The organism is Paenibacillus sp. RC67, from assembly GCF_030020805.1.
Lineage (GTDB): Bacteria > Bacillota > Bacilli > Paenibacillales > NBRC-103111 > Paenibacillus_S.
Map to the genome: position 1 here is coordinate 1,731,063 of NZ_CP125098.1, position 18,452 is coordinate 1,749,514.

Here is an 18,452-nt window from a genome sequence, read left to right on the forward strand (position 1 = left end):
GTGACTAATCCCATGGCAACATGGGATATTTTTTTTGAAGAAAGTGGGAGATCGACGGTGAATGCAAAAGCTCAAAGTAACGTGTTTAAAATTGTAACCATGGTCATTCTTTTGGCTATGATCGGAACGTTCGGTTACATGCTATTAAAAGGCAAGGAAGAAAAGATGGGTGTCATTAAAAAAGCTCCCGATTTCAAGCTTGAAAATATAGATGGCAAGCAAGTAGGCTTAACGGACCTGCAAGGAAAGTCGAAGCTGATTTATTTCTTCTTCTCTACGTGCCCGGATGTTTGCCCACCTACTACCTATTCGCTTTCCAAAGTACAGGATGAGCTTGTGAAAAAAGGTGTTTTTGGAGATAAAACAGCCATCGTATCTATTTCCTTCGATCCTACTAAGGATACGGTTGCTCAATTGAAGGAATTTTCCGGACGTTATCACGCGGATCCGAAGGGCTGGTATTTCCTGCGGGGGGATGAAGCGGCAACAATGGATTTAGCTAATAAATTCGGTGTTATGGTTGTCAAAGATCAGCAAGGAAACTTTACTCATAATAACGTCATTCTCCTTGTTGACAAAAAAGGTGATTTACGGACCTATTACAACGGTAACGACGCCGATCTTAATATAGATAAAATTGCCCAGGATATGATCACGCTCAGCAAAGAATAGTTCGGAATTAAGGAGCTAAGGATGACGTATTTTACTCACATCTTAATGAACAATGTGATCCCGCTGTCGGTTATGATCGCTCTGGGAGCTATTTTGTACCGAGCGTTTAAGCTGGATATCAAAACCTTGTCAAAGCTTAATTTCTATTTATTTTCACCTGCACTTGTATTTAAAATGCTATATGAATCGACGTTGACGTTTGGGCTATTGGTCCAAACGCTTGCTTTTTTTATTTTATTTTTTATCGCCATGTTTATTTTGGTTGAAGTGGTTATCCGGTGGAGAGGCTATAAGGGTGGAATGGTGCCAGCCATGCGCAACAGCGTTATTTTTTATAATAGCGCCAATTATGCGATTCCCCTCAACCAGCTTGTCTTTGTCGGGGATGCGTTTACACTCTCTATCCAGATCATCATTATGATGATGCAAAATTTGCTGCCCAATACATATGGCATTTACAGTGTCAACGCCCACAAGAAGGATACGAGGCAGACGTTGAAAACGATTCTATCCCTGCCGGTGATTTATATGATCCCACTGGCCTTCGTAATGCGTTGGCTGCACATACCGGTGCCGGAACCGATCTATGCACCAATCAATTATGTTTCCAATGCCTTCATAGCTACAGCGCTCATAACGCTGGGCGTTCAGCTAGGCAGTATGAAATGGAAGCTAAAGCTATCCGATGTTGTGCTGTCGAACGTACTGCGTTTATTGATAGGGCCGACAGTCGGGTTCGCCATTGTCAGTATGATGGGGATTCACGGCGTTATGGCTCAAGCGCTTGTGTTATCGTGTTCTGTACCTACTTCGTTAAGTAGTGTTTTAATTGCTGTGGAGTATGATAATGAGCCTGAATTTTCCTCTCAGGCGGTGTTTTCTTCGACGATACTTAGTATTTTTACTGTGACACTGGTCATCTACTTGATGAAGTTCATCGCTTAGGACGAATAATACAATCATGTAATTTAAATAGAAGTAGGATAGCCTAAGGCCGGATCCTGTGGAGGGTATATAATGTACTCTTCCAGACCGGCTTTTTCTAATTGCTGAATTAAATATTCGTCCGGCGTACCTTCCACACCAGCATAGCCTCGCCGAGTATAGATTTGTTCAGCATCGGGGAATGTGTCCCTCAGAATGCCCCGTATTTTTTTGCCGGATGAATCATTGTCGGTGAACAGATAGACGTCGCTAGTACCGACTTTTTTCTTTAAATCCTCCAGCCGATCCGTGTTAAGCGATCCGAATGTGCACAAGATGGTTACTTCCTCTAATAAAAGCCGACGCAGCCGGCTCTTGTCGTTTTTACCTTCTACAATAATAGCTATAGTCATCCAGTTACCTCCTGATCCCCAATAATTTCGACTACTTCTGTAGTATATCCAGTTTTATTATGGGTTCCAAGTACAAAGAATGCCAGTAATTTCCCAGGAAATGTCGAATAAACAGATGAGAGGGGTAACGGGTCTTGTGTCTTAAAAGTGGATTCACTGGGAATTATAACGACCAATGGTTGACGAAAGCTGCTAGTTTGTATTATACTTAATTCAGTAACTATAAAATAGTAAGTTATTAACGAGTATCGATTATCATTTTTACATTAGTTATAAATAGTTAGAAGGAGGACTACACATGAAACTGACCATTTATCCACCAGCTAAACAAGCCAAAGGAGCTTTTGATGGAGGAAAAATTACCGAGTTAAAACCCATAGGGTTTCCTGGTGAAGGATCGGCAGTGAAGAGAATAGGGCCTTTATTTTACTGGGCATGGGCGCTGGCTCCGGAGGAAGGGTATATTCCTATGCATCCTCACCAAGCATTTGAGATTATAACTTATATGGTTCATGGTCATGCCGAGCATTCAGATAGCTTAGGTACGCAAAGCCTTGTCTCAGCAGGAGGTGCTCAAGTCATGCAGACCGGTTCCGGGGTCTCTCACAGCGAGCGTTTCATTGGTCCCAACTCGGAAGGTTTCCAAATATGGTTCGAGCCTTTTATTCGTGAAGCCTTGACACGTACTCCGACGTACAATCAATATGAACATGAGCAGTTTCCTGTAGCTTTATCTGAAGGTGCAACTGTGAAGACGGTAATAGGCGAGGATTCACCGGTTCAGCTGGTAGCGGACGTGCGGATGTGGGATGTTGAGCTTGCTGCTGGAGCAGAATACTCGTATTCATTATCTGCTGGACGTACTTTGGCTGCACTCGCTATCCGAGGTGATGGAAGCTGGTCTCAAGCCGAAGTTGGGAGAGTAATGGCAGCAACGGATTTTAATCATCGCGATTTCTCTGTTCTGGAAGCTGATTCCGAGCAAGCAACGGATGTTTTGCTGAGATCGGAACAGGGTTTGCGGATAGTGTTAATTGAGATTCCGACCGAGGTAGATTACCCTTTATATCAAAAAAGATAAACTAGCTCCACGTATCGCATGGCATTTAAGAAGGCAAAATAAAAGGACGGCCCGACATATTGTCAGGCCGTCTTATTTAATAGAGAAGAAATGGAGAGTGGAGAATAACCTGGTAAAACCTAGTTAATGAAATTGGATTTCGTCAGCAAACGTTTCAGCATAGCAGCAGATTGAGCGCGAGTAGCTTGTTTCGTAGGAGCGATTGTAGTATCAGTCATACCGTCTACAATGCCTGCTTCGATAGCTACGGCCAATTCTTGCTTAGCCCAAACGATTTGGTTGGCATCATTGAATTTAGCCAACAGCTCTGCTTGACGATCGGAAGATACATCCGGTTTAGCGCCCGCATAAGCCAATGCGCGTACAACCATAGCAGCTAGCTCTTCGCGATTGATAGGCTGGTTCGGTCTGAAAGTGTTGTCTTCATAGCCGTCAATGATTTTAGCTTTAACAGCTGTTGCAACTACACTGGAGAACCAGTCTGTCGAAGATACGTCCGTGAAGGAGCTTGCTCCTGTGTTTTGGTCAAGACCCAATGCGCGAACGACCAATGCTGCGAATTCAGCGCGGGTGATGTTGCGTTCAGGCTCGAAGGATGTGTCAGTAACACCGTCAATGACGAGCTTGTTAGCAAGTAAATCGATGTAGGATTGTGCCCAATGGCCTTTGCTGTCAGCAAAGCTTTTGTTCATTTCAATTACAGAATAGATGCTGTTGCTGTTACGTTTGATAGTAGCTTCGCTGCTGTCATCCGAAGAAGAGAACAAAGCAGGTACGAAGCTAAGTTTTTTGGTAGTTGGATCGAATACAACGGCAGTTGCTTTGGAAGAATCAACTGCTTTTGCAAGTGGAATCGTACGGCTGATGTAGTTGCTACCCAGGTCGATGGCTTGCGTTTTGTCGGCATCGCTGCCCAATGCTACCAATGTAAAGTCAACAGAATCGCTTGCTACTGTAGCGCCTAACGCTTCTGCAGCTGCTTTAATGTCGCTTACGTTCGTGTCACTTGCAGCGCTGATTCCCACTTTGATGAACATGTCATCTGTGTCAATGGAAAGCTTGCTAGCAAGATCACTCAAATTCAGAACATATATAGGAAGCGTATAAGTTCCTTTGCTGTTGGTGATTTTCAGCGCTTTGTTTTTGTCGCCTACAAAGTCAACCAAAGCTTTGGCAGGAATCAGTGCGATGTCACCGTTCAATACCAATTCAATAACGTCGTTGTTAGTCAAGGCTGTTTTCAGCGTGTTAGCGTCAATAGTACCATCGGAAGGAACGTTGATGCTCGGTCCGGATGGAATATATCCGCCGCCACCACCGCCGCCGGAACTACCGCCGCTGCCGCCGCCACTACTTGTTGTGTTATACACTGTGGTGTAAACGGAATCCGTTACTTTTTCCAGCAGGTTCAAGTAACTATGGATATTTGGAACACTTGATGAGAAATTGTAGGTGTACACGCCCTCATATACGCTATAAGTAGCGGTGTTGGCTGTACCTACATAATTTCCGCTTGGATCATAAAGGTACACCTGCGCATTCACGCTGTATACATCGGAATAGACTGATCCGGAAACGGTGCCATTGCGGTAAGTGACGTCTTTAAAACCGGTCGCCGCAAAAGCTAGAACGGGAAGCAAGGCCGAAATGAGTAACATCAGTGCGGTTACTTGCGCCGTCTTTTTAAAGACAGCTGGCTTCATGAATGGTTCACTCCTATCTTTACCTGAAAAATGTTTTGAATTGCCAGTAGGCTCCTGCATCGAAATACTTTCACCTCCTCCTCGCGAATTCTCATTTACAAACATTCGAAGGCAATTCAACTTTTGGGGCCGTCTAAATCTGGGAATTAAATCCAGTAGTATCTAACCCCCTCAAAAAGTGAATACGGATTCGACATAACAATGCTTTACCCTAGGGAGATTTTTTTGAAACATAAAATAAAAAACCGTCCGAAACGGACGGTTTGTTTGCCAGTGTATTTAATTAGATAAAGCAGCCTCTCAGTACGATAACCAAAAGAATGAACAGGACCAAGATAACACCTGTCGAAGTAAAGATACCTCCTACATCTCCCATTGATTCCACCTCCTCACTCAGAAGAATTCTCCTGACACGGTTTATAATATGTGGATGTGGCGTAATGGTCTGTGTGTTGACCTATTTTCAGCAAAATAGATGGTTAGTCGACAGGGAATCTTTGTTGTGACGGTACATTTATCAGGCCTGGACAGTTTTGAACGTTTTGAGCGGAAGCAGGCTGAGAGCCAGCATTAGGCAGAGAAAGGCCATAAAAAATGGAGAGGTATGACTCCTTAGATGTCCGGCAACAATGGGACCTATAAAAGCTCCGATGGAGTAGGAGATCGATAAAAAGGAAAAAATGCGGCCGTACCGCTGTGCGCTCGATAAGCTGGCTAACAAGGAAGCGATAGCAGGGTAAATGACCCCTTTGGCCATACCGATCAGGAACAAAGATACATGGAGAGGAATAGGCCAGTTCACTGACATTCCAAAAAAGATCAGCGCCAAGGCAAGACTTCCCATGCTTGTTCGTAAAAAGGCGGAGATGCGGTTGATAAACAGCATGCTCAATGTTACCAAGGCACCGAGGCTCACCAGTGAGAAAAGGATACCTGATGTCAGGATCGATCCACTGGCTTCTTTCATTAAAGGGAGCTCGAAAAACAGAATGCCTTGCGAACAGGAGAGGGCAAGCGGGATGCCAAAAAATAGCCATGGGATTGCCCGGTTCAATGTTTCATTCTCACTATCGGTTTCTTGTGGGATTGACGGAGCGCCGTGTACCTGAGGGAACAATTCCGCTGCAGACTCGGTATACTGCTTTTCCTTGACTCCGAATATAGCCAGCACCCCGGTAATAATAAGGATCCAGCCGAGAAGGGTAAATGATTGGACAAAACCTAGCTTGGCTACTAAGTAAGCGCCGGCCGCCGGACTTAGCACCGATGCCATAGTATGAACAAAGCCGTTGCCCGCCATCAGCTTGCTTTGCTGTACTTTATCCTTGGCGATCTTGGCCAGCATGGACAAACAGGCGGGGGACAGGAATGCTAGTACGAATCCACTTATAGAACGGATATAGAGCAGCTGCCATGGATCGGTAACGCGGGATTGAACTAACAGTACGATACCTGCTACAATCAGGCTAAACACAATAAACCGTTTGCTGCCGTACTTATCGACACCATATCCGGCCAACAGATTTCCTGGCAGATGAGTGATAGAGTACACACCTAATATAAGCCCTATAAAAGAAGGGGCGGCACCAAGTGAAATGGCAAACGGCGATAGAATGGGGTACTGCGCATGAAGATCGAAAAAGGCGACGAACATAAACAAATAGAGCCATATTGCGGTTTTCAACATCTTCACCTCGTATCTCATGTTTGTGTATCGTTTCATTGGAATGCCTTATCATTACTTGTACGTGACGAGCTGTAGGGTTAGTACCATTATTTTGCAACTCTTTGTGACCGTATGCGTACAATTAGATGGCGGGCGCTGATGAGTAAGAAAGGCGGCTTAGTGTGGATCCGGTTATACTCATGATGGTAGTCATTATCGTTCTTTTTGCTTTAATGCGATTAAGATCTACGTTCCGCAAAACAAGACAGACGGACGAGTCGGAGCAAATTCAAAGAAAGCTTGCGGAGCTTAGGCGCCGTAAAGAGGAAGAAGATCAGTAAGGCAAGGTAAGGGAGAAGGAAAACAGGCTAAGATTAGGGGAGAGATGGAAGTTGGATTTTTTGGTGCCATTTTTACAGGAACGTTGGTTTATTATTGTGGCGGCGATTGTCGTCTTGTTTCTGGTTATTAAAATTGTTAAGACAGTAGTAAAATGGGTAATCGTGCTGGCTGTTATTGCAGGGCTTTTCTACTATGGAGCCAATTACAAGGATCAACTGATGGACATGGGAACTGCTGTGACGGCTGAGGCTAAGAATCAGGCCATCAAAGCCATTTCCGGGGAAATGAAGGACGCTCAATATAAGCAAAATCCGGACGGAACCTTTACTGTAACGACCAAAAGCTTGAAGCTGGAAGGAAACCCGGGGTCCAATGAGGTTAAGGTTACCTTTATGAATCAAACCTTTACAATGAAAATGGACGATGTGGTTAATGCACTCATAGAACAAGCGAAAAAAAATACGAAGATATAAGCTAGAACCTGCTACTTAGAAGGTTGATATTAATGAGGTGAGAACGTGACGGATTGGATCGGCGTTATCGGATCGACAAATTGGATTACTTTACTATTGGCGGTAACGCTGGGCGCATCCGTCATTCAAGGAATGTTTCGTGGAGCTTCTTCTTCAGCTCGTCACTTGATGCTAATGGTGGCGGAAGCCGTAGCCAGTGTCGTTAGCGTGCTGTTAGCCTGGAGACTGGCATCCTGGCTATCACCTCAGGTACAAGCTTGGTTAACTTCGCTGCAGCTGACTATTCCAGCCAAAGATATCGGATTTTTCGAGCAGCTGTATTATACGTTGATGACAAGTACGCGAGATTTTACGCTGCTTCGTTATGGTATCTTGTTCGTCCTCGGCTATGTACTGATTAAGCAAGTGCTGTATCGAATCATTGATCCCGTGATGGATGGTTGGGTTGCAGAAACATTGAGGCATGAGGCACGTCGACGAAGTGGGGCTCCTACCGTGATCAGCAGTCTTCTGGGTGGAGTCATAGGCTGTATAACGGGGGCTGGACGCTCTTTGCTTATCATTGCCATCCTGTTTATTGCCGCTTCATTATTCCCGCAAACACCGGCAGCCAATTACATTCAGGCCTCGGATTTGTATCAAAAAGGGGCAAATGAGATCATTCGGCCTGTAACTGGAGATTTTCTCACCAATAGGCTTCCCGTGTTTACCAGAGCCGTTGAGCAAGAATTTGATAACATACTGCAGCGCAAATACGAAGTACTGGATGCCAAAATTCCGAATGATATTGCCGAGGCAGCCAAAGAAGTAACAGCCAAAGGCAGTACGGACGAAGAAAAGGCACGACTGCTTTACCGTTGGGTGGGAACACGAATTCAATATGATTGGGATAAGGTCAACTTATATGAGCAAAAGCGAATCTGGAAGGAGCAAACTCCGGAGGAAACGTTCGCTACCAAAGAAGGTGTCTGTATTGACTTCTCGCGGTTGTATGCCGTTATGGCCCGTTCCGCAGGACTTGATGTGAAGGTGGTAACGGGACTTGGCTATGATGGGCGAGGAGGCTATGGTCCTCATGCTTGGAACGAGGTGTACTTGTCGGAAAGTAAAAAATGGGTACCGTTAGACTCGACCTGGGTTGCCAGTGGAGGGAATTGGTTTAACCCGCCGAATTTCAATGAAACACATATTCGTGAAGCTTAACTATAGGCAGGCCGGTTATCCCCAATTAAGTTTAGAGGGATTCCGGCTTTTTCTCTTTCGTACAAATTGTGATAAACTACTGTATAGCCCCGATTTGGGTGGAAAGTTGTCGAATTATCAATGATTTATGGATATCTTTAGGAGAAATACAACAAAAGGAGTACTATTCCATGTTACCCAAACCTTTAGAAGCGTATAAAGCGGTCTTTTTTGACGTGGGAGATACGCTGATGACCATACCGGCCTCAAGGATTATTATGCAGCAATTTTTGGCTAGCCGCTCCCTTCATCGCGGAGAAGAGCAGGTGGGAGATTTATTTACGGAAGCATTCCGTTTGTTTTATTACGGCAAACAGCTGGATCCTTTTGAAGTCTGTACGCCGGAATCGGACCGTGCCTTTTGGATGAAGCTGTACAACTACATATTGGAGAAGCTCGGTGTTCAAGAGGAGAAGTGGACAGAGGATCAAATTCATGAATGCTGTCACGGAATGTATGATTTGTTCACGGGACCGGAGCCTTACCAATTGTTCGAAGATGTCCATGAGAGCATTATCGCGCTTAAGGAGCGCGGCCTGCGTCTTGGGATCATATCTAACTTTGCCGCTACATTGCCCACCATTTTGGAGCAAAAAGGCATTTTGCATCACTTTGAGCCTGTCATTGTATCGACTCTGGTCGGCTTGGAGAAGCCGGATCCAGCCATTTTCCATTTGGCATTGGAGCGTTCCGGTTTGTCGGCAGCCGATGTGCTGTACGTCGGGGATCATGATAGGAACGATATTTGGGCGCCGAATCAGGCGGGTATCGATGCTGTTAAAATCAAACGTTACGATTATCATTCGGGCGTAGGCATTCATTCTTTACGTGAGCTGCTCGCGTAATTTTAAAGGAGCTGTCACATCATGAGAAAATCCATGTCGACGGATGATCCGCAAAAGCATGAAACGAACAAGCGGCGTCATTTTACCGTTCGAATTAATTTATTGTTCTTTTGTACATTCTTTTTATTTTCAGTTCTTATCGTTCGGCTAGCTATTCTGCAATTTGTGGAGGGCAAGCAGCTGAAGGCGGAGGAAGCCCAGACGACCAAGCGGGATACACCAATCGCGCCGATCCGCGGCAATATTTTCGATAGCAACGGTTACCCTCTAGCTTACACCAACTCAACACAATCGCTGTATTTCCGGATGGAATCGGACCAGAAGAAGGATGATGTTATCGCATTGGCTCAAAATCTGGAGAGCTTATTTAAGCAGTTCGGCGACCCTGCCAAAACTCCATTGACGGCTGCGGACATTATTAAGTCGATGGATGTAGGGTACGATTTGGACAAAAAGTCGACGACATCTCCAAGCTATTCCTTTGTTCCGCGGCGGATCAAATCCGGTTTAACGGATAAAGAGATTGCTTATTTGCTGGAGCATCGGGATGAGCTGAAATGGCTTGAGGTCATGGAAGAAAGTATTCGGAATTATGATCCCGGACAAATCGCCGTTCAACTGGTTGGCTATATGCGGCCGTTTTCTCAAGCAAGGGAGCCAAAGAACGGGCTTGAATTTTATAAAAATAAAAACAATACGGATGGCTATCTGGATACCGAGGATGTAGGGTACGACGGTATTGAACTGATGTATCAGGAAGATTTGCGCGGGAAAAACGGGATGAAAACTTATCCTGTCAACGCCTCTCAGAAGATCATAGGGAAGGTTTCGATTGAAGCTCCCAAGAAAGGCAATAACCTTACTTTAACCATCAATAAAGACATGCAGAAGGTTGCTCAGCAGGCGATTATGGATCAATTGGTTTATGCCAAGAGTTCAACAGCCCGTGCTTCCCATTACGGTTATGCTCCCAATGCTAAAGCTGGCTATGCCGTGGCCATGGAGGTTGATACGGGACGGGTAGTGACTATGGCCAGTATGCCGGATTATTATCCAGGCGTGTGGAACGGTGGATTGACTGGAGATGAATACCGCCGCATCCAGCCTTTTATCAACAACGGAACGATTACGACCGCTTATCCGGATTATCCGGAGAATGAGCTGAAGAACCATCCAACATCCATCGTATATGTCGGTTCGATCATCAAGCCACTATCTGTATTGATTGGCCTTAATGAAGGATTATTCGGGGTCGGCACGACCTACAACGATACTGGCGAATTCAGCTACGGTAAAGACAATAACGCCAAGCTGACGAACTCAGACAGGGCCGCTTATGGACCCATTAATGCTGCGGATGCGATCTGGCATTCTTCGAATACATTCATGTCTGCGATGATTGGGAATCCGCTCTATATGCGCAGCGGCCAAAAGGCCGTCGATATATGGGAATCGTACTTAAACAAGTTCGGCATGGGCGTGTTGACGGGCAGCGGACTGCCTAGAGAATCTGCAGGGATCAGCGAGTTCAAGACGAACACGAAGGAGACGCTGCAGTCCCGGATGGTATATGCTTCCTGGGGACAGAACGAGAAATACACGACATTGCAGATGGCCCAGTATGCGGCGACATTAGCGAATCGCGGCAAAAAAATGAAGCCGCTCTTAGTGGACAAGATTGAAACTTATGATTTTCAGCCGGTCAAGGAGATTAAGCCGGAGGTATTGGATGAAACCACATTCCCTAATGCTTATTGGGATTCAATTACCAAGGGGATGCTGAAGGTTAATGTGCAGGGCTTCGAAGGCTTTCCATACTCAGTTGCCCGTAAAACGGGAACCTCAACCCAATCCGTCGGCGGTAAAATGATCGATAATGCGGTCTTCATCGCTTATGCTCCTGCCGAGAAGCCGAAGCTTGCAATCGCAGTAGTCGTACCAGAGGGTGGTTTCGGAGCATGGAATGCAGCTCCTATTGCTCGTAAAATTTTCGACGCCTATGATCAAGCCTATGGCTTGGACGGAGTGCCGAAAGGAACTAAAACAGATACGCAGAAGCCTTGATCGATCGTCAAGATTAAAAAAAGGGACCAAGCCATTGTGATAAGTCGCACATACAACCAAGGGGTAGCGTAGTAATCTGTAAAGAATAGATTATTACACATTCCTTGGAGGTGCGAACCATGAATATGCACTACAAGCCTCAGGTTACGTCGGGAACCGCTCATTATACGGAGCTTTCCGAGCTGGTGGAGCGTTTGAAGCAGGATCATACCGAATTAATGCAGGTGCTCCTTGATATGAAGGAGCAATCGATCCAGGCGGAACAAGAAGCCGACAAGGGCAAAGCAAGAGCGATGCTGGTGCATTTAAGGCTATGGGCGATGGCTTTTCAAGAGGAGCTGAGTCGTCATTCGGACTGGGAGGAGCAAGAGCTGTATCCTTTTCTGAATATATATTTTCACAAAAATAATAAGCCTTCGATCGTACCTTCATTATGGATGCTTGAAAAAGATCACGAGCTGGCGATGGATCATTTGAACGCGTTTTTTAGAGCCGTCCATGCTTTGAAGCCGGATTCCGATGCGATGCAGATCAAACGCGCGGGAGCGTATTTGACTCATGCATGCCGTATCCTGATAGATCATTTGGAGAAGGAAGAGGAGTTTGTTTTTCCTTTGACGGAGCGAGTACTTACCGATATCGATTATTTATTTTCATAACAAAAAAGGGGGCGCTTAGCGTCCCCTTTTGGTTTGTTAAGAAGCCTAAAGAAACTTGAAATGTTACCACTAGACTCCGATGGGGCATACCCCATCTCCCTATAGGGCAAATTTCTCGGAAACAGGCATCACAACAGACTCAAGGGCGTGCAAAGCGCCCCCTTTCTACACAGGCTAGAACGCCCAGTTCCCGTTACGGAACACAGGCTCTTCCTTGCCTTCTGCTGTTACCCCGAAAATATTCATTTCCGCCGAGCCGATCATGAAGTCGACATGAGCCATGCTCGTGTTGAGACCTCTTTCCTTCAACTCTTCCTGTGACAAGCCTTTGCCGCCTTCCAAGCAAAAAGCATACGCGCTGCCGATAGCCAAATGGTTCGATGCATTTTCATCGAAAAGCGTATTGTAGTACAAAATATTCGATTGTGAAATCGGAGATTGATGAGGTACAAGGGCTACCTCTCCAAGATAGTGTGCCCCTTCGTCCATCTCGATGAGCCCTTTCAGCGTCTCCAAGCCTTGCTCGGCAGATACATCGACAACACGGCCTTGTTCGAACGTAAGGGTGAACCCGTCGATAATATTGCCTCCATAGCTTAGCGGCTTGGTGCTGGACACTTTGCCGTTAACACCTGTTGCGAGTGGAGCGGTAAAGACCTCCTCGGTAGGCAGGTTGGCGACGAAAGCATTCCCTTGCTCGTTAATACTATCGGCAGCTACCCAGATGTGACCCTCTGGCAGCTCGATAGTTAAATCTGTACCTGGTGCGACGTAGTGCAGCTTCTTATATTTTTTGGCGTTCAAATAATCGGATTTTTCGTTTAAGGTTCGGATGTGCGTTTCCCATGCGGCTACTGGATCGGCCTGATCGACGCGTACGGTTTTGAGAATAGCTTCCCACAATTTGCTGAGCTGTTCTTCTTCTGGTATGTTCGGGAATACTTTGGCCGCCCAAGCCTTGGAAGGAGCCGCAACGACACACCAGCTAAATTTATCGGATTGCATGTACTGACGATATTTGGCCATCGCTTTACCGTACGTTTTCTGATGATTCACAATCCGTTCTTGAGGCACGCCTTTCAGCAGATCGGGATCCGATGAAACCACACTGATGACCGCGAAGCCTTTCTCCGCAAGCTCCAGCATTTCCCCCGCATACCATTTGGGCTCTTCCAGAAAAGAAGCGTCCGGTGCCAAATCATACCGCAGGCGGGCAACCGTATCGTCAGACCAATTCACTTTGACTTGATGAGCGCCGGCTTCATAAGCTTTTTTGACGAGCAAGCGAACAAGCTCCGCCGCGTCGATAGCCGCATTAACAACCAAGATTTGCCCTTTTTGAATGTTGACACCGATGTTTACAATGATGTCGGCATATTGATTCAACTGCTGTTCGAAATTTGCCATCAGAGGCCTCCTGTTAAAAAATGTTTTCTTTAATATCTTATCAAAAATAGGGGAAGAACTCCAAGTTCCTTCGGAGGACCGTTTCACAACAAAAATTCGGACTTTGAAAAAAATTGTTGCACTACGGAAACATTTTTGTATATAATAAACTAAAGTTGCACAAAGGAAACAAATATTATCACGGGAAACTTTTAAGTATTAGGCAAACTTTTTGGTTCTAAACAAACATTATTCTATGGGAGTTGGAGAAACATGAGGAGCAGAGGCATTGCGTCATCGTTCAAGAGATTCATCATGACACTGATGTTTTTATCGGTAGCTATTGCATTAACAGCATGTGGTGACCAAGAAAAAGGGCAGACAAAGGGAGGTCAAGCAGAGGGCAAAATCAAAATCACAACGACTATTGGTATGATCTCCGATGTGGTAAAGCAGGTTGGAGGACAGCATGTAGAAGTAACCGGTCTCATGAAATCGGGAGTCGATCCCCATCTTTATAAGGCTTCTCAGGGAGATGTTAAGAAGCTGGAGCAGGCGCAAATGATTTTTTACAACGGTCTACATCTCGAAGGAAAGATGGTGGAAATATTCGAGAAGATGGCAAAGGATAAGCCGACAGTCGCTGTATCCAGAAATATTCCTGAAGCCCAGCTGAGAGGATGGGAAGGCGGTGAGGCATCACACGACCCCCATATTTGGTTCAACGTCAAGCACTGGATCTCGGCTGCAGAAGTTATACGGGACGAATTAGGCAAACTCGATTCTGCTCACGCGGAGGATTACAAGAATAATGCGGAAGCCTATATCAAGCAGCTGAAGGAGCTGGACCAATATGCGATGACACAAATTGGTTCCATTCCGGAAGCGCAGAGAGTGCTGGTAACCGCTCACGATGCATTCGGTTATTTTGGGGATGCTTATCACATTAAAGTCTTGGGGCTGCAGGGAATTAGCACGGCATCCGAATACGGCTCGAAGGATGTCAGTGATTTGCGCGAGTTTTTGGTTAGCAATCGAATTAAAGCGGTGTTCGTAGAATCTAGCGTTCCGAAAAAGTCTATTGAAGCCGTTATTGAAGGCGCCAAAAAACAGGGTCACGAAGTGAAGATCGGCGGAGAATTGTTCTCCGATGCAATGGGTGAGGACGGCACGCCGGAAGGAACGTATATCGGGATGGTACGCCACAATGTGGATACGATAGTGAAGGCATTGAAATAAATAAGATGAACGGGAGGATGAAATATGAAGCGTGAAGAAGCTCCTTTGAGCGTTGAAAATTTGACGGTAGCTTATCAGAAAAAGCCTGTGCTCCGGGAGATTTCCTTTTCTATTCCGGAAGGGAAATTAGTCGGCATCGTCGGCCCGAATGGGGCTGGCAAATCGACGCTTATTAAAGCGGCGTTGGGCTTAATTCCGCGGGTTACCGGAGAGGTGTCCATATACGGGAAACGTTACACTGAGCAGCGTAAGATGGTGGGTTACGTACCGCAGCGGGAATCGGTGGATTGGGATTTCCCGACAAACGCGTTGGATGTAGTCATGATGGGCCGTTACGGGCATTTGGGTTGGTTTAAAAGACCGGGTGCCAAAGAGCGGCAAACAGCGATGGACTGTCTGGAAAAGGTCGGTATGGCCGATTTTGCTGGCAGACAGATCAGCCAGCTGTCAGGAGGACAGCAACAGCGAATTTTTCTAGCACGGGCTCTTGCACAGGATGCGCGGTTGTATTTCATGGATGAACCATTTGTCGGTGTCGACGCCGCAACGGAAAAGGCTATTATCACCCTTCTTAACGAGCTGAAAAAGCAAGGGAAAACGGTGCTGGTCGTACACCATGACCTTGCTACGGTGAAGGAATATTTTGATTGGGTGATGCTGCTCAATGTGAAATTAATGGGGATCGGACCGACGCAGGATATTTTTACAAAAGAACATTTGCAGCAAACCTACGGCGGCAGATTAGCGCTGTTAGAACGTGACGATGAATCGCTTATCGTCAGTGCGAGGTGAGGAAAGATGGCGGGTATAAACTGGTTGGAGCTGTTATCGGACCCGAATACGCAGTGGATTTTGCTCGGCAGCATTCTGCTTGGCTTGAGCAGCGGGGTGCTAGGCAGCTTCGCTTATCTGCGCAAGCAAAGCTTAATGGGGGATGCGCTAGCACATGCAGCACTGCCGGGTGTGTGTATCGCTTTTATGCTGACTGGGTCCAAGTCGATTGCATTTTTCCTGATTGGGGCGGCTGTTTCCGGGTTAATTGCTACATTCGGAGTTGGCTTTGTCACAAGAAACTCCCGAATAAAGCAGGATTCTGCGCTGGGGATCGTTCTATCGGTATTTTTCGGTCTCGGTATTGTGCTGTTAACGCAGATTCAACATGGCAGCAGCGGCAATCAAAGCGGTCTGGATAAGTTTTTGTTCGGGCAGGCGGCTTCTATGGTGCATAAGGATGTCGTTATTATGACGGCAGTGGCTGGTGTGCTGCTAGTAGTCTGTGCCTTGCTATTTAAGGAATTCAAGCTGCTGAGCTTCGATTCGGGGTTTGCCAAGGGATTGGGATACCCTGTTGCTTTTCTGGAGCAGTTCATGATGTTTCTGATCGTTGTAGCCGTTGTAGTCGGCATTCAGGCGGTAGGTGTCGTGCTGATGTCGGCGCTGCTAATTACACCTGCGGTTACGGCAAGGTATTGGACCGAACGTCTTGGCGTGATGGTCGTGCTCTCTGGCTTCTTCGGAGCCGTAAGCGGTTTTGTAGGCACGTTAGTCAGCACTACGGCTAACAATATGCCGACAGGTCCTCTTAGCGTTTTGGCAGCGACGGCCTTATTCGTTGTATCGGTGCTCGTTGCGCCTAGGAGAGGGGTGCTCTCCAAAGTACTCCAGCGGCTATCGGTTAGAAGAGCGGTGTTGGAGGAAAAAGCCTTGCTCCAAAGGGGTTTAGAGATAGCTTCGTTTGAAACTGGAAAGGAGGGGCGGGGAGCATGAACGATTTTTGGATTATCGTAACGGCTGCGCTTGTTGCTTGCTCCTGCAGCTTATTAGGCTGCTTCCTCGTGCTGAGGCGCATGGCGATGATAGGGGATGCAATCAGCCACTCCGTGCTGCCTGGCATTGTCATTGCATTTCTGATTAGCGGCTCGCGCGACTCGTTCTTTATGCTGTTAGGAGCATCTATACTTGGATTGATCACCGTGTTCCTCATCCAACTGTTTCAGCAAAGCGGAGTGCAATCGGATGCCTCGATAGGCGTTGTATTCACAGCGCTGTTCTCCATCGGTGTCGTACTGGTAAGTATGTATACGCGTCAGGTGGACCTCGATTTGGATTGCGTGCTTTACGGTGAAATTATCCGAGTACCTTGGGATACGATAACCTTGGCAGGAATGGATATAGGCCCGAAAGCCGTCTGGATACTCGGGCTAGTGCTGGTACTTAGCGGAACGGTAATCGGATTATTGTATAAGCAGTTTAAAATTTGCTCCTTCGATCCGGCGATGGCAGCTGCAGTAGGCATCCCAGTCGTTTTGTTTCATTATTTGTTGATGGGACTCGTCTCCGTTACAACGGTTGCTTCTTTTGAGAGTGTAGGAGCCATTCTAGTCGTAGGCATGCTAGTAGTTCCTGCAGCAACGGCCTACTTGCTTACGGAGCGACTAAGCATCATGATTGTCTACAGCATGATTGTAGGCATCATCAGCGCGATAGCGGGCTATTATGTATCCATGCTGCTCGACGCGTCGATTGCCGGCTGCATGATTACGGTAGCTGGAGCCCTGTTCGTGCTGGCTTTGCTGTTCTCGCCGTCTCACGGCGTCGTCTGGCGGAAGCTGAGGCAGCGGCGCAGCATGATGGAAACAACCGCCTAATCTTCAAGGGCGTTAGTCTGGACACTAGTCGTGTGTCCGGGTTGTGCTCCCGACAAACATTTCGCATTGAATACGAATATGCTCATAGGGTAATGTCGGATTGGCTATCCGCCACAGCATTCGGTCTGCGGCGCGGTAGCCTGTTTCGCGTATCGGCAAGAGCGGGCGCGTGAATACAGGTAGCGGGCTGTCCTCGCGCTGCTCGTTCAGAAAGCCGATTAGGGAAACATCTTCAGGTACTCGCAGCCCAAGCTGCGTGCAAAGCCGAAGTATCAGCGGCACTTCTCCGTCGATGCCGCAAATGATTGCGCTGGGCTTGTGCCGCTTCAATTGCCCTTTTAGCTCCTCAAGCCATTCCGCCTCGGGTCTTCGATGGTGTGTAGAGTGAAGAGCAGGATCAATGGCTTCTCCATATTCGTTCATGGCTTGGCAGAAGGCCTGCCAGCGGAGAGCGAACCCCCTCTGCAGTTGGATGTCCCCCACATACATGATGTTCGTATGACCAATGCTGCGCAAATAGGCGACCGATTGATACGTCGCCTCGTATACGTCCCAAATGACACTATCCACCCTGGTTCCTGGGGGGAGGAAAGCTGAGCAGCATACGTGGCATTTCAAGCTCGAACAGAGGCTTCTCCCAAGCTTTCGGCAGTATGCTGGGAGCGATAAAGACTCCGTCAGCATAATGGACTTCATGCTCTTCCAGCCATCGTCCCATAGCTTTTTCGCGGATTGTTTTGGGCAGCAGCAGCGTATTGATCTGATGACCGAAGGAAGCGAATCGTTCATGCAGCCCTTCAAGCAGCAATCGATTGTAATTGACAGATTCCTGAGTTTGAACGAGTAGGAAGCGCTGTCTTTCTATTGGATAAGGGGCGATATGCTGCAGCCGCAGACTGCGAATCTGTTCCTTCGTGTAATAACCCGATTTCTCAGCCGTTAGGACAATAAGCTGTCGGGTCGCTTCGGACATTCCAGGCTTGCCTTTCAGCGCTTTGGATACGGTTTGTATAGTAAGCCCCAGTTCATTAGCTATTGTTTTCAGCGTTACTTTTTTGCGGACCGGCATGCCTACGACTCCTCCTCGTATTCCCT

General features: G+C 46.8%; 20 protein-coding genes. 13 read left to right on the forward strand and 7 right to left on the reverse strand.

The window, feature by feature from the left end:
• The first annotated feature begins 57 nt into the window (after positions 1 to 57).
• Positions 58 to 672 carry an SCO family protein gene (locus QMA13_RS07830; RefSeq protein WP_282940696.1) on the forward strand — a complete coding sequence of 205 codons (615 nt, stop codon included), beginning with the start codon at positions 58 to 60 and terminating at the stop codon, positions 670 to 672.
• Between the two features lie 21 nt (positions 673 to 693).
• Entirely contained in the window at positions 694 to 1,617 is a 924-nt protein-coding gene (locus QMA13_RS07835; RefSeq protein ID WP_282940697.1) for an AEC family transporter, read from the forward strand.
• 23 nt (positions 1,618 to 1,640) lie between these two features.
• Here the strand turns inward: QMA13_RS07835 and QMA13_RS07840 are convergent, their stop codons facing one another.
• Positions 1,641 to 2,009, reverse strand: coding sequence for a toprim domain-containing protein (locus QMA13_RS07840; RefSeq protein ID WP_282940699.1), 369 nt, complete (start codon positions 2,007 to 2,009; stop codon positions 1,641 to 1,643).
• A 298-nt stretch (positions 2,010 to 2,307) separates the two neighbouring features.
• Between QMA13_RS07840 and QMA13_RS07845 the strand changes: the two genes are divergently transcribed.
• Entirely contained in the window at positions 2,308 to 3,090 is a 783-nt protein-coding gene (locus tag QMA13_RS07845) for a pirin family protein (RefSeq protein WP_282940701.1), read from the forward strand.
• 119 nt (positions 3,091 to 3,209) lie between these two features.
• On the opposite strand, the gene QMA13_RS07850 is transcribed toward QMA13_RS07845, so the two are convergent.
• The 3 genes from QMA13_RS07850 to QMA13_RS07860 all read right to left on the reverse strand — a co-directional run bounded on the left by QMA13_RS07850 (position 3,210) and on the right by QMA13_RS07860 (position 6,477).
• On the reverse strand, positions 3,210 to 4,793 hold the full coding sequence (locus tag QMA13_RS07850; RefSeq protein WP_282940703.1) for an S-layer homology domain-containing protein: 1,584 nt from the start codon (positions 4,791 to 4,793) through the stop codon (positions 3,210 to 3,212).
• 283 nt (positions 4,794 to 5,076) lie between these two features.
• Positions 5,077 to 5,169, reverse strand: a complete 93-nt coding sequence (locus QMA13_RS07855; protein ID WP_282940705.1) for a YjcZ family sporulation protein — start codon at positions 5,167 to 5,169, stop codon at positions 5,077 to 5,079.
• 141 nt (positions 5,170 to 5,310) lie between these two features.
• Entirely contained in the window at positions 5,311 to 6,477 is a 1,167-nt protein-coding gene (locus QMA13_RS07860; protein ID WP_282943323.1) for an MFS transporter, read from the reverse strand.
• Positions 6,478 to 6,641: 164 nt separating this feature from the next.
• Between QMA13_RS07860 and QMA13_RS07865 the strand changes: the two genes are divergently transcribed.
• From QMA13_RS07865 to QMA13_RS07890, 6 genes are all read left to right on the forward strand, one after another.
• Entirely contained in the window at positions 6,642 to 6,800 is a 159-nt protein-coding gene (locus QMA13_RS07865; protein ID WP_282940707.1) for a hypothetical protein, read from the forward strand.
• Positions 6,801 to 6,851: 51 nt separating this feature from the next.
• Entirely contained in the window at positions 6,852 to 7,274 is a 423-nt protein-coding gene (locus tag QMA13_RS07870; RefSeq protein WP_282940709.1) for a hypothetical protein, read from the forward strand.
• Between the two features lie 45 nt (positions 7,275 to 7,319).
• Positions 7,320 to 8,477 carry a transglutaminase domain-containing protein gene (locus tag QMA13_RS07875; protein ID WP_282940710.1) on the forward strand — a complete coding sequence of 386 codons (1,158 nt, stop codon included), beginning with the start codon at positions 7,320 to 7,322 and terminating at the stop codon, positions 8,475 to 8,477.
• A gap of 170 nt (positions 8,478 to 8,647) precedes the next feature.
• Positions 8,648 to 9,361, forward strand: coding sequence for an HAD-IA family hydrolase (locus QMA13_RS07880; protein ID WP_282940711.1), 714 nt, complete (start codon positions 8,648 to 8,650; stop codon positions 9,359 to 9,361).
• 21 nt (positions 9,362 to 9,382) lie between these two features.
• Complete coding sequence (locus QMA13_RS07885; RefSeq protein WP_282940713.1) at positions 9,383 to 11,425, forward strand: peptidoglycan D,D-transpeptidase FtsI family protein; 2,043 nt, start codon at positions 9,383 to 9,385, stop codon at positions 11,423 to 11,425.
• A 119-nt stretch (positions 11,426 to 11,544) separates the two neighbouring features.
• A complete protein-coding gene (locus tag QMA13_RS07890; RefSeq protein ID WP_282940715.1) occupies positions 11,545 to 12,084 on the forward strand; it encodes a hemerythrin domain-containing protein in 540 nt (179 codons plus the stop codon).
• Positions 12,085 to 12,258: 174 nt separating this feature from the next.
• On the opposite strand, the gene QMA13_RS07895 is transcribed toward QMA13_RS07890, so the two are convergent.
• The gene (locus tag QMA13_RS07895) at positions 12,259 to 13,491 is read right to left on the reverse strand and encodes an aminopeptidase (RefSeq protein ID WP_282940716.1); all 1,233 of its coding nucleotides are present in this window, start codon (positions 13,489 to 13,491) and stop codon (positions 12,259 to 12,261) included.
• 252 nt (positions 13,492 to 13,743) lie between these two features.
• Between QMA13_RS07895 and QMA13_RS07900 the strand changes: the two genes are divergently transcribed.
• From QMA13_RS07900 to QMA13_RS07915, 4 genes are read left to right on the forward strand one after another with little or no spacing between them, the layout of a single operon-like run.
• Positions 13,744 to 14,709, forward strand: a complete 966-nt coding sequence (locus QMA13_RS07900) for a metal ABC transporter solute-binding protein, Zn/Mn family (RefSeq protein WP_282940718.1) — start codon at positions 13,744 to 13,746, stop codon at positions 14,707 to 14,709.
• A 24-nt stretch (positions 14,710 to 14,733) separates the two neighbouring features.
• Entirely contained in the window at positions 14,734 to 15,501 is a 768-nt protein-coding gene (locus QMA13_RS07905) for a metal ABC transporter ATP-binding protein (protein ID WP_282940720.1), read from the forward strand.
• A 6-nt stretch (positions 15,502 to 15,507) separates the two neighbouring features.
• Positions 15,508 to 16,476: a metal ABC transporter permease gene (locus QMA13_RS07910; RefSeq protein ID WP_282940721.1), complete on the forward strand. Its 969-nt coding sequence runs from the start codon at positions 15,508 to 15,510 to the stop codon at positions 16,474 to 16,476.
• Entirely contained in the window at positions 16,473 to 17,357 is an 885-nt protein-coding gene (locus tag QMA13_RS07915) for a metal ABC transporter permease (RefSeq protein WP_282940722.1), read from the forward strand. The genes QMA13_RS07910 and QMA13_RS07915 overlap by 4 nt, the downstream gene beginning before the upstream one ends.
• Positions 17,358 to 17,381: 24 nt before the next feature.
• Here QMA13_RS07915 and QMA13_RS07920 read toward each other — a convergent pair whose 3' ends face one another.
• Both QMA13_RS07920 and QMA13_RS07925 read right to left on the reverse strand, forming a co-directional pair.
• Positions 17,382 to 17,927 carry a substrate-binding domain-containing protein gene (locus QMA13_RS07920; protein ID WP_282940724.1) on the reverse strand — a complete coding sequence of 182 codons (546 nt, stop codon included), beginning with the start codon at positions 17,925 to 17,927 and terminating at the stop codon, positions 17,382 to 17,384.
• Positions 17,920 to 18,426 (reverse strand): LacI family DNA-binding transcriptional regulator, encoded by a 507-nt coding sequence (locus tag QMA13_RS07925; RefSeq protein WP_282940725.1) that lies wholly within the window; start codon positions 18,424 to 18,426, stop codon positions 17,920 to 17,922. Before QMA13_RS07925 ends, QMA13_RS07920 begins: the two co-directional genes overlap by 8 nt.
• Between the last annotated feature and the right edge of the window lie 26 nt (positions 18,427 to 18,452).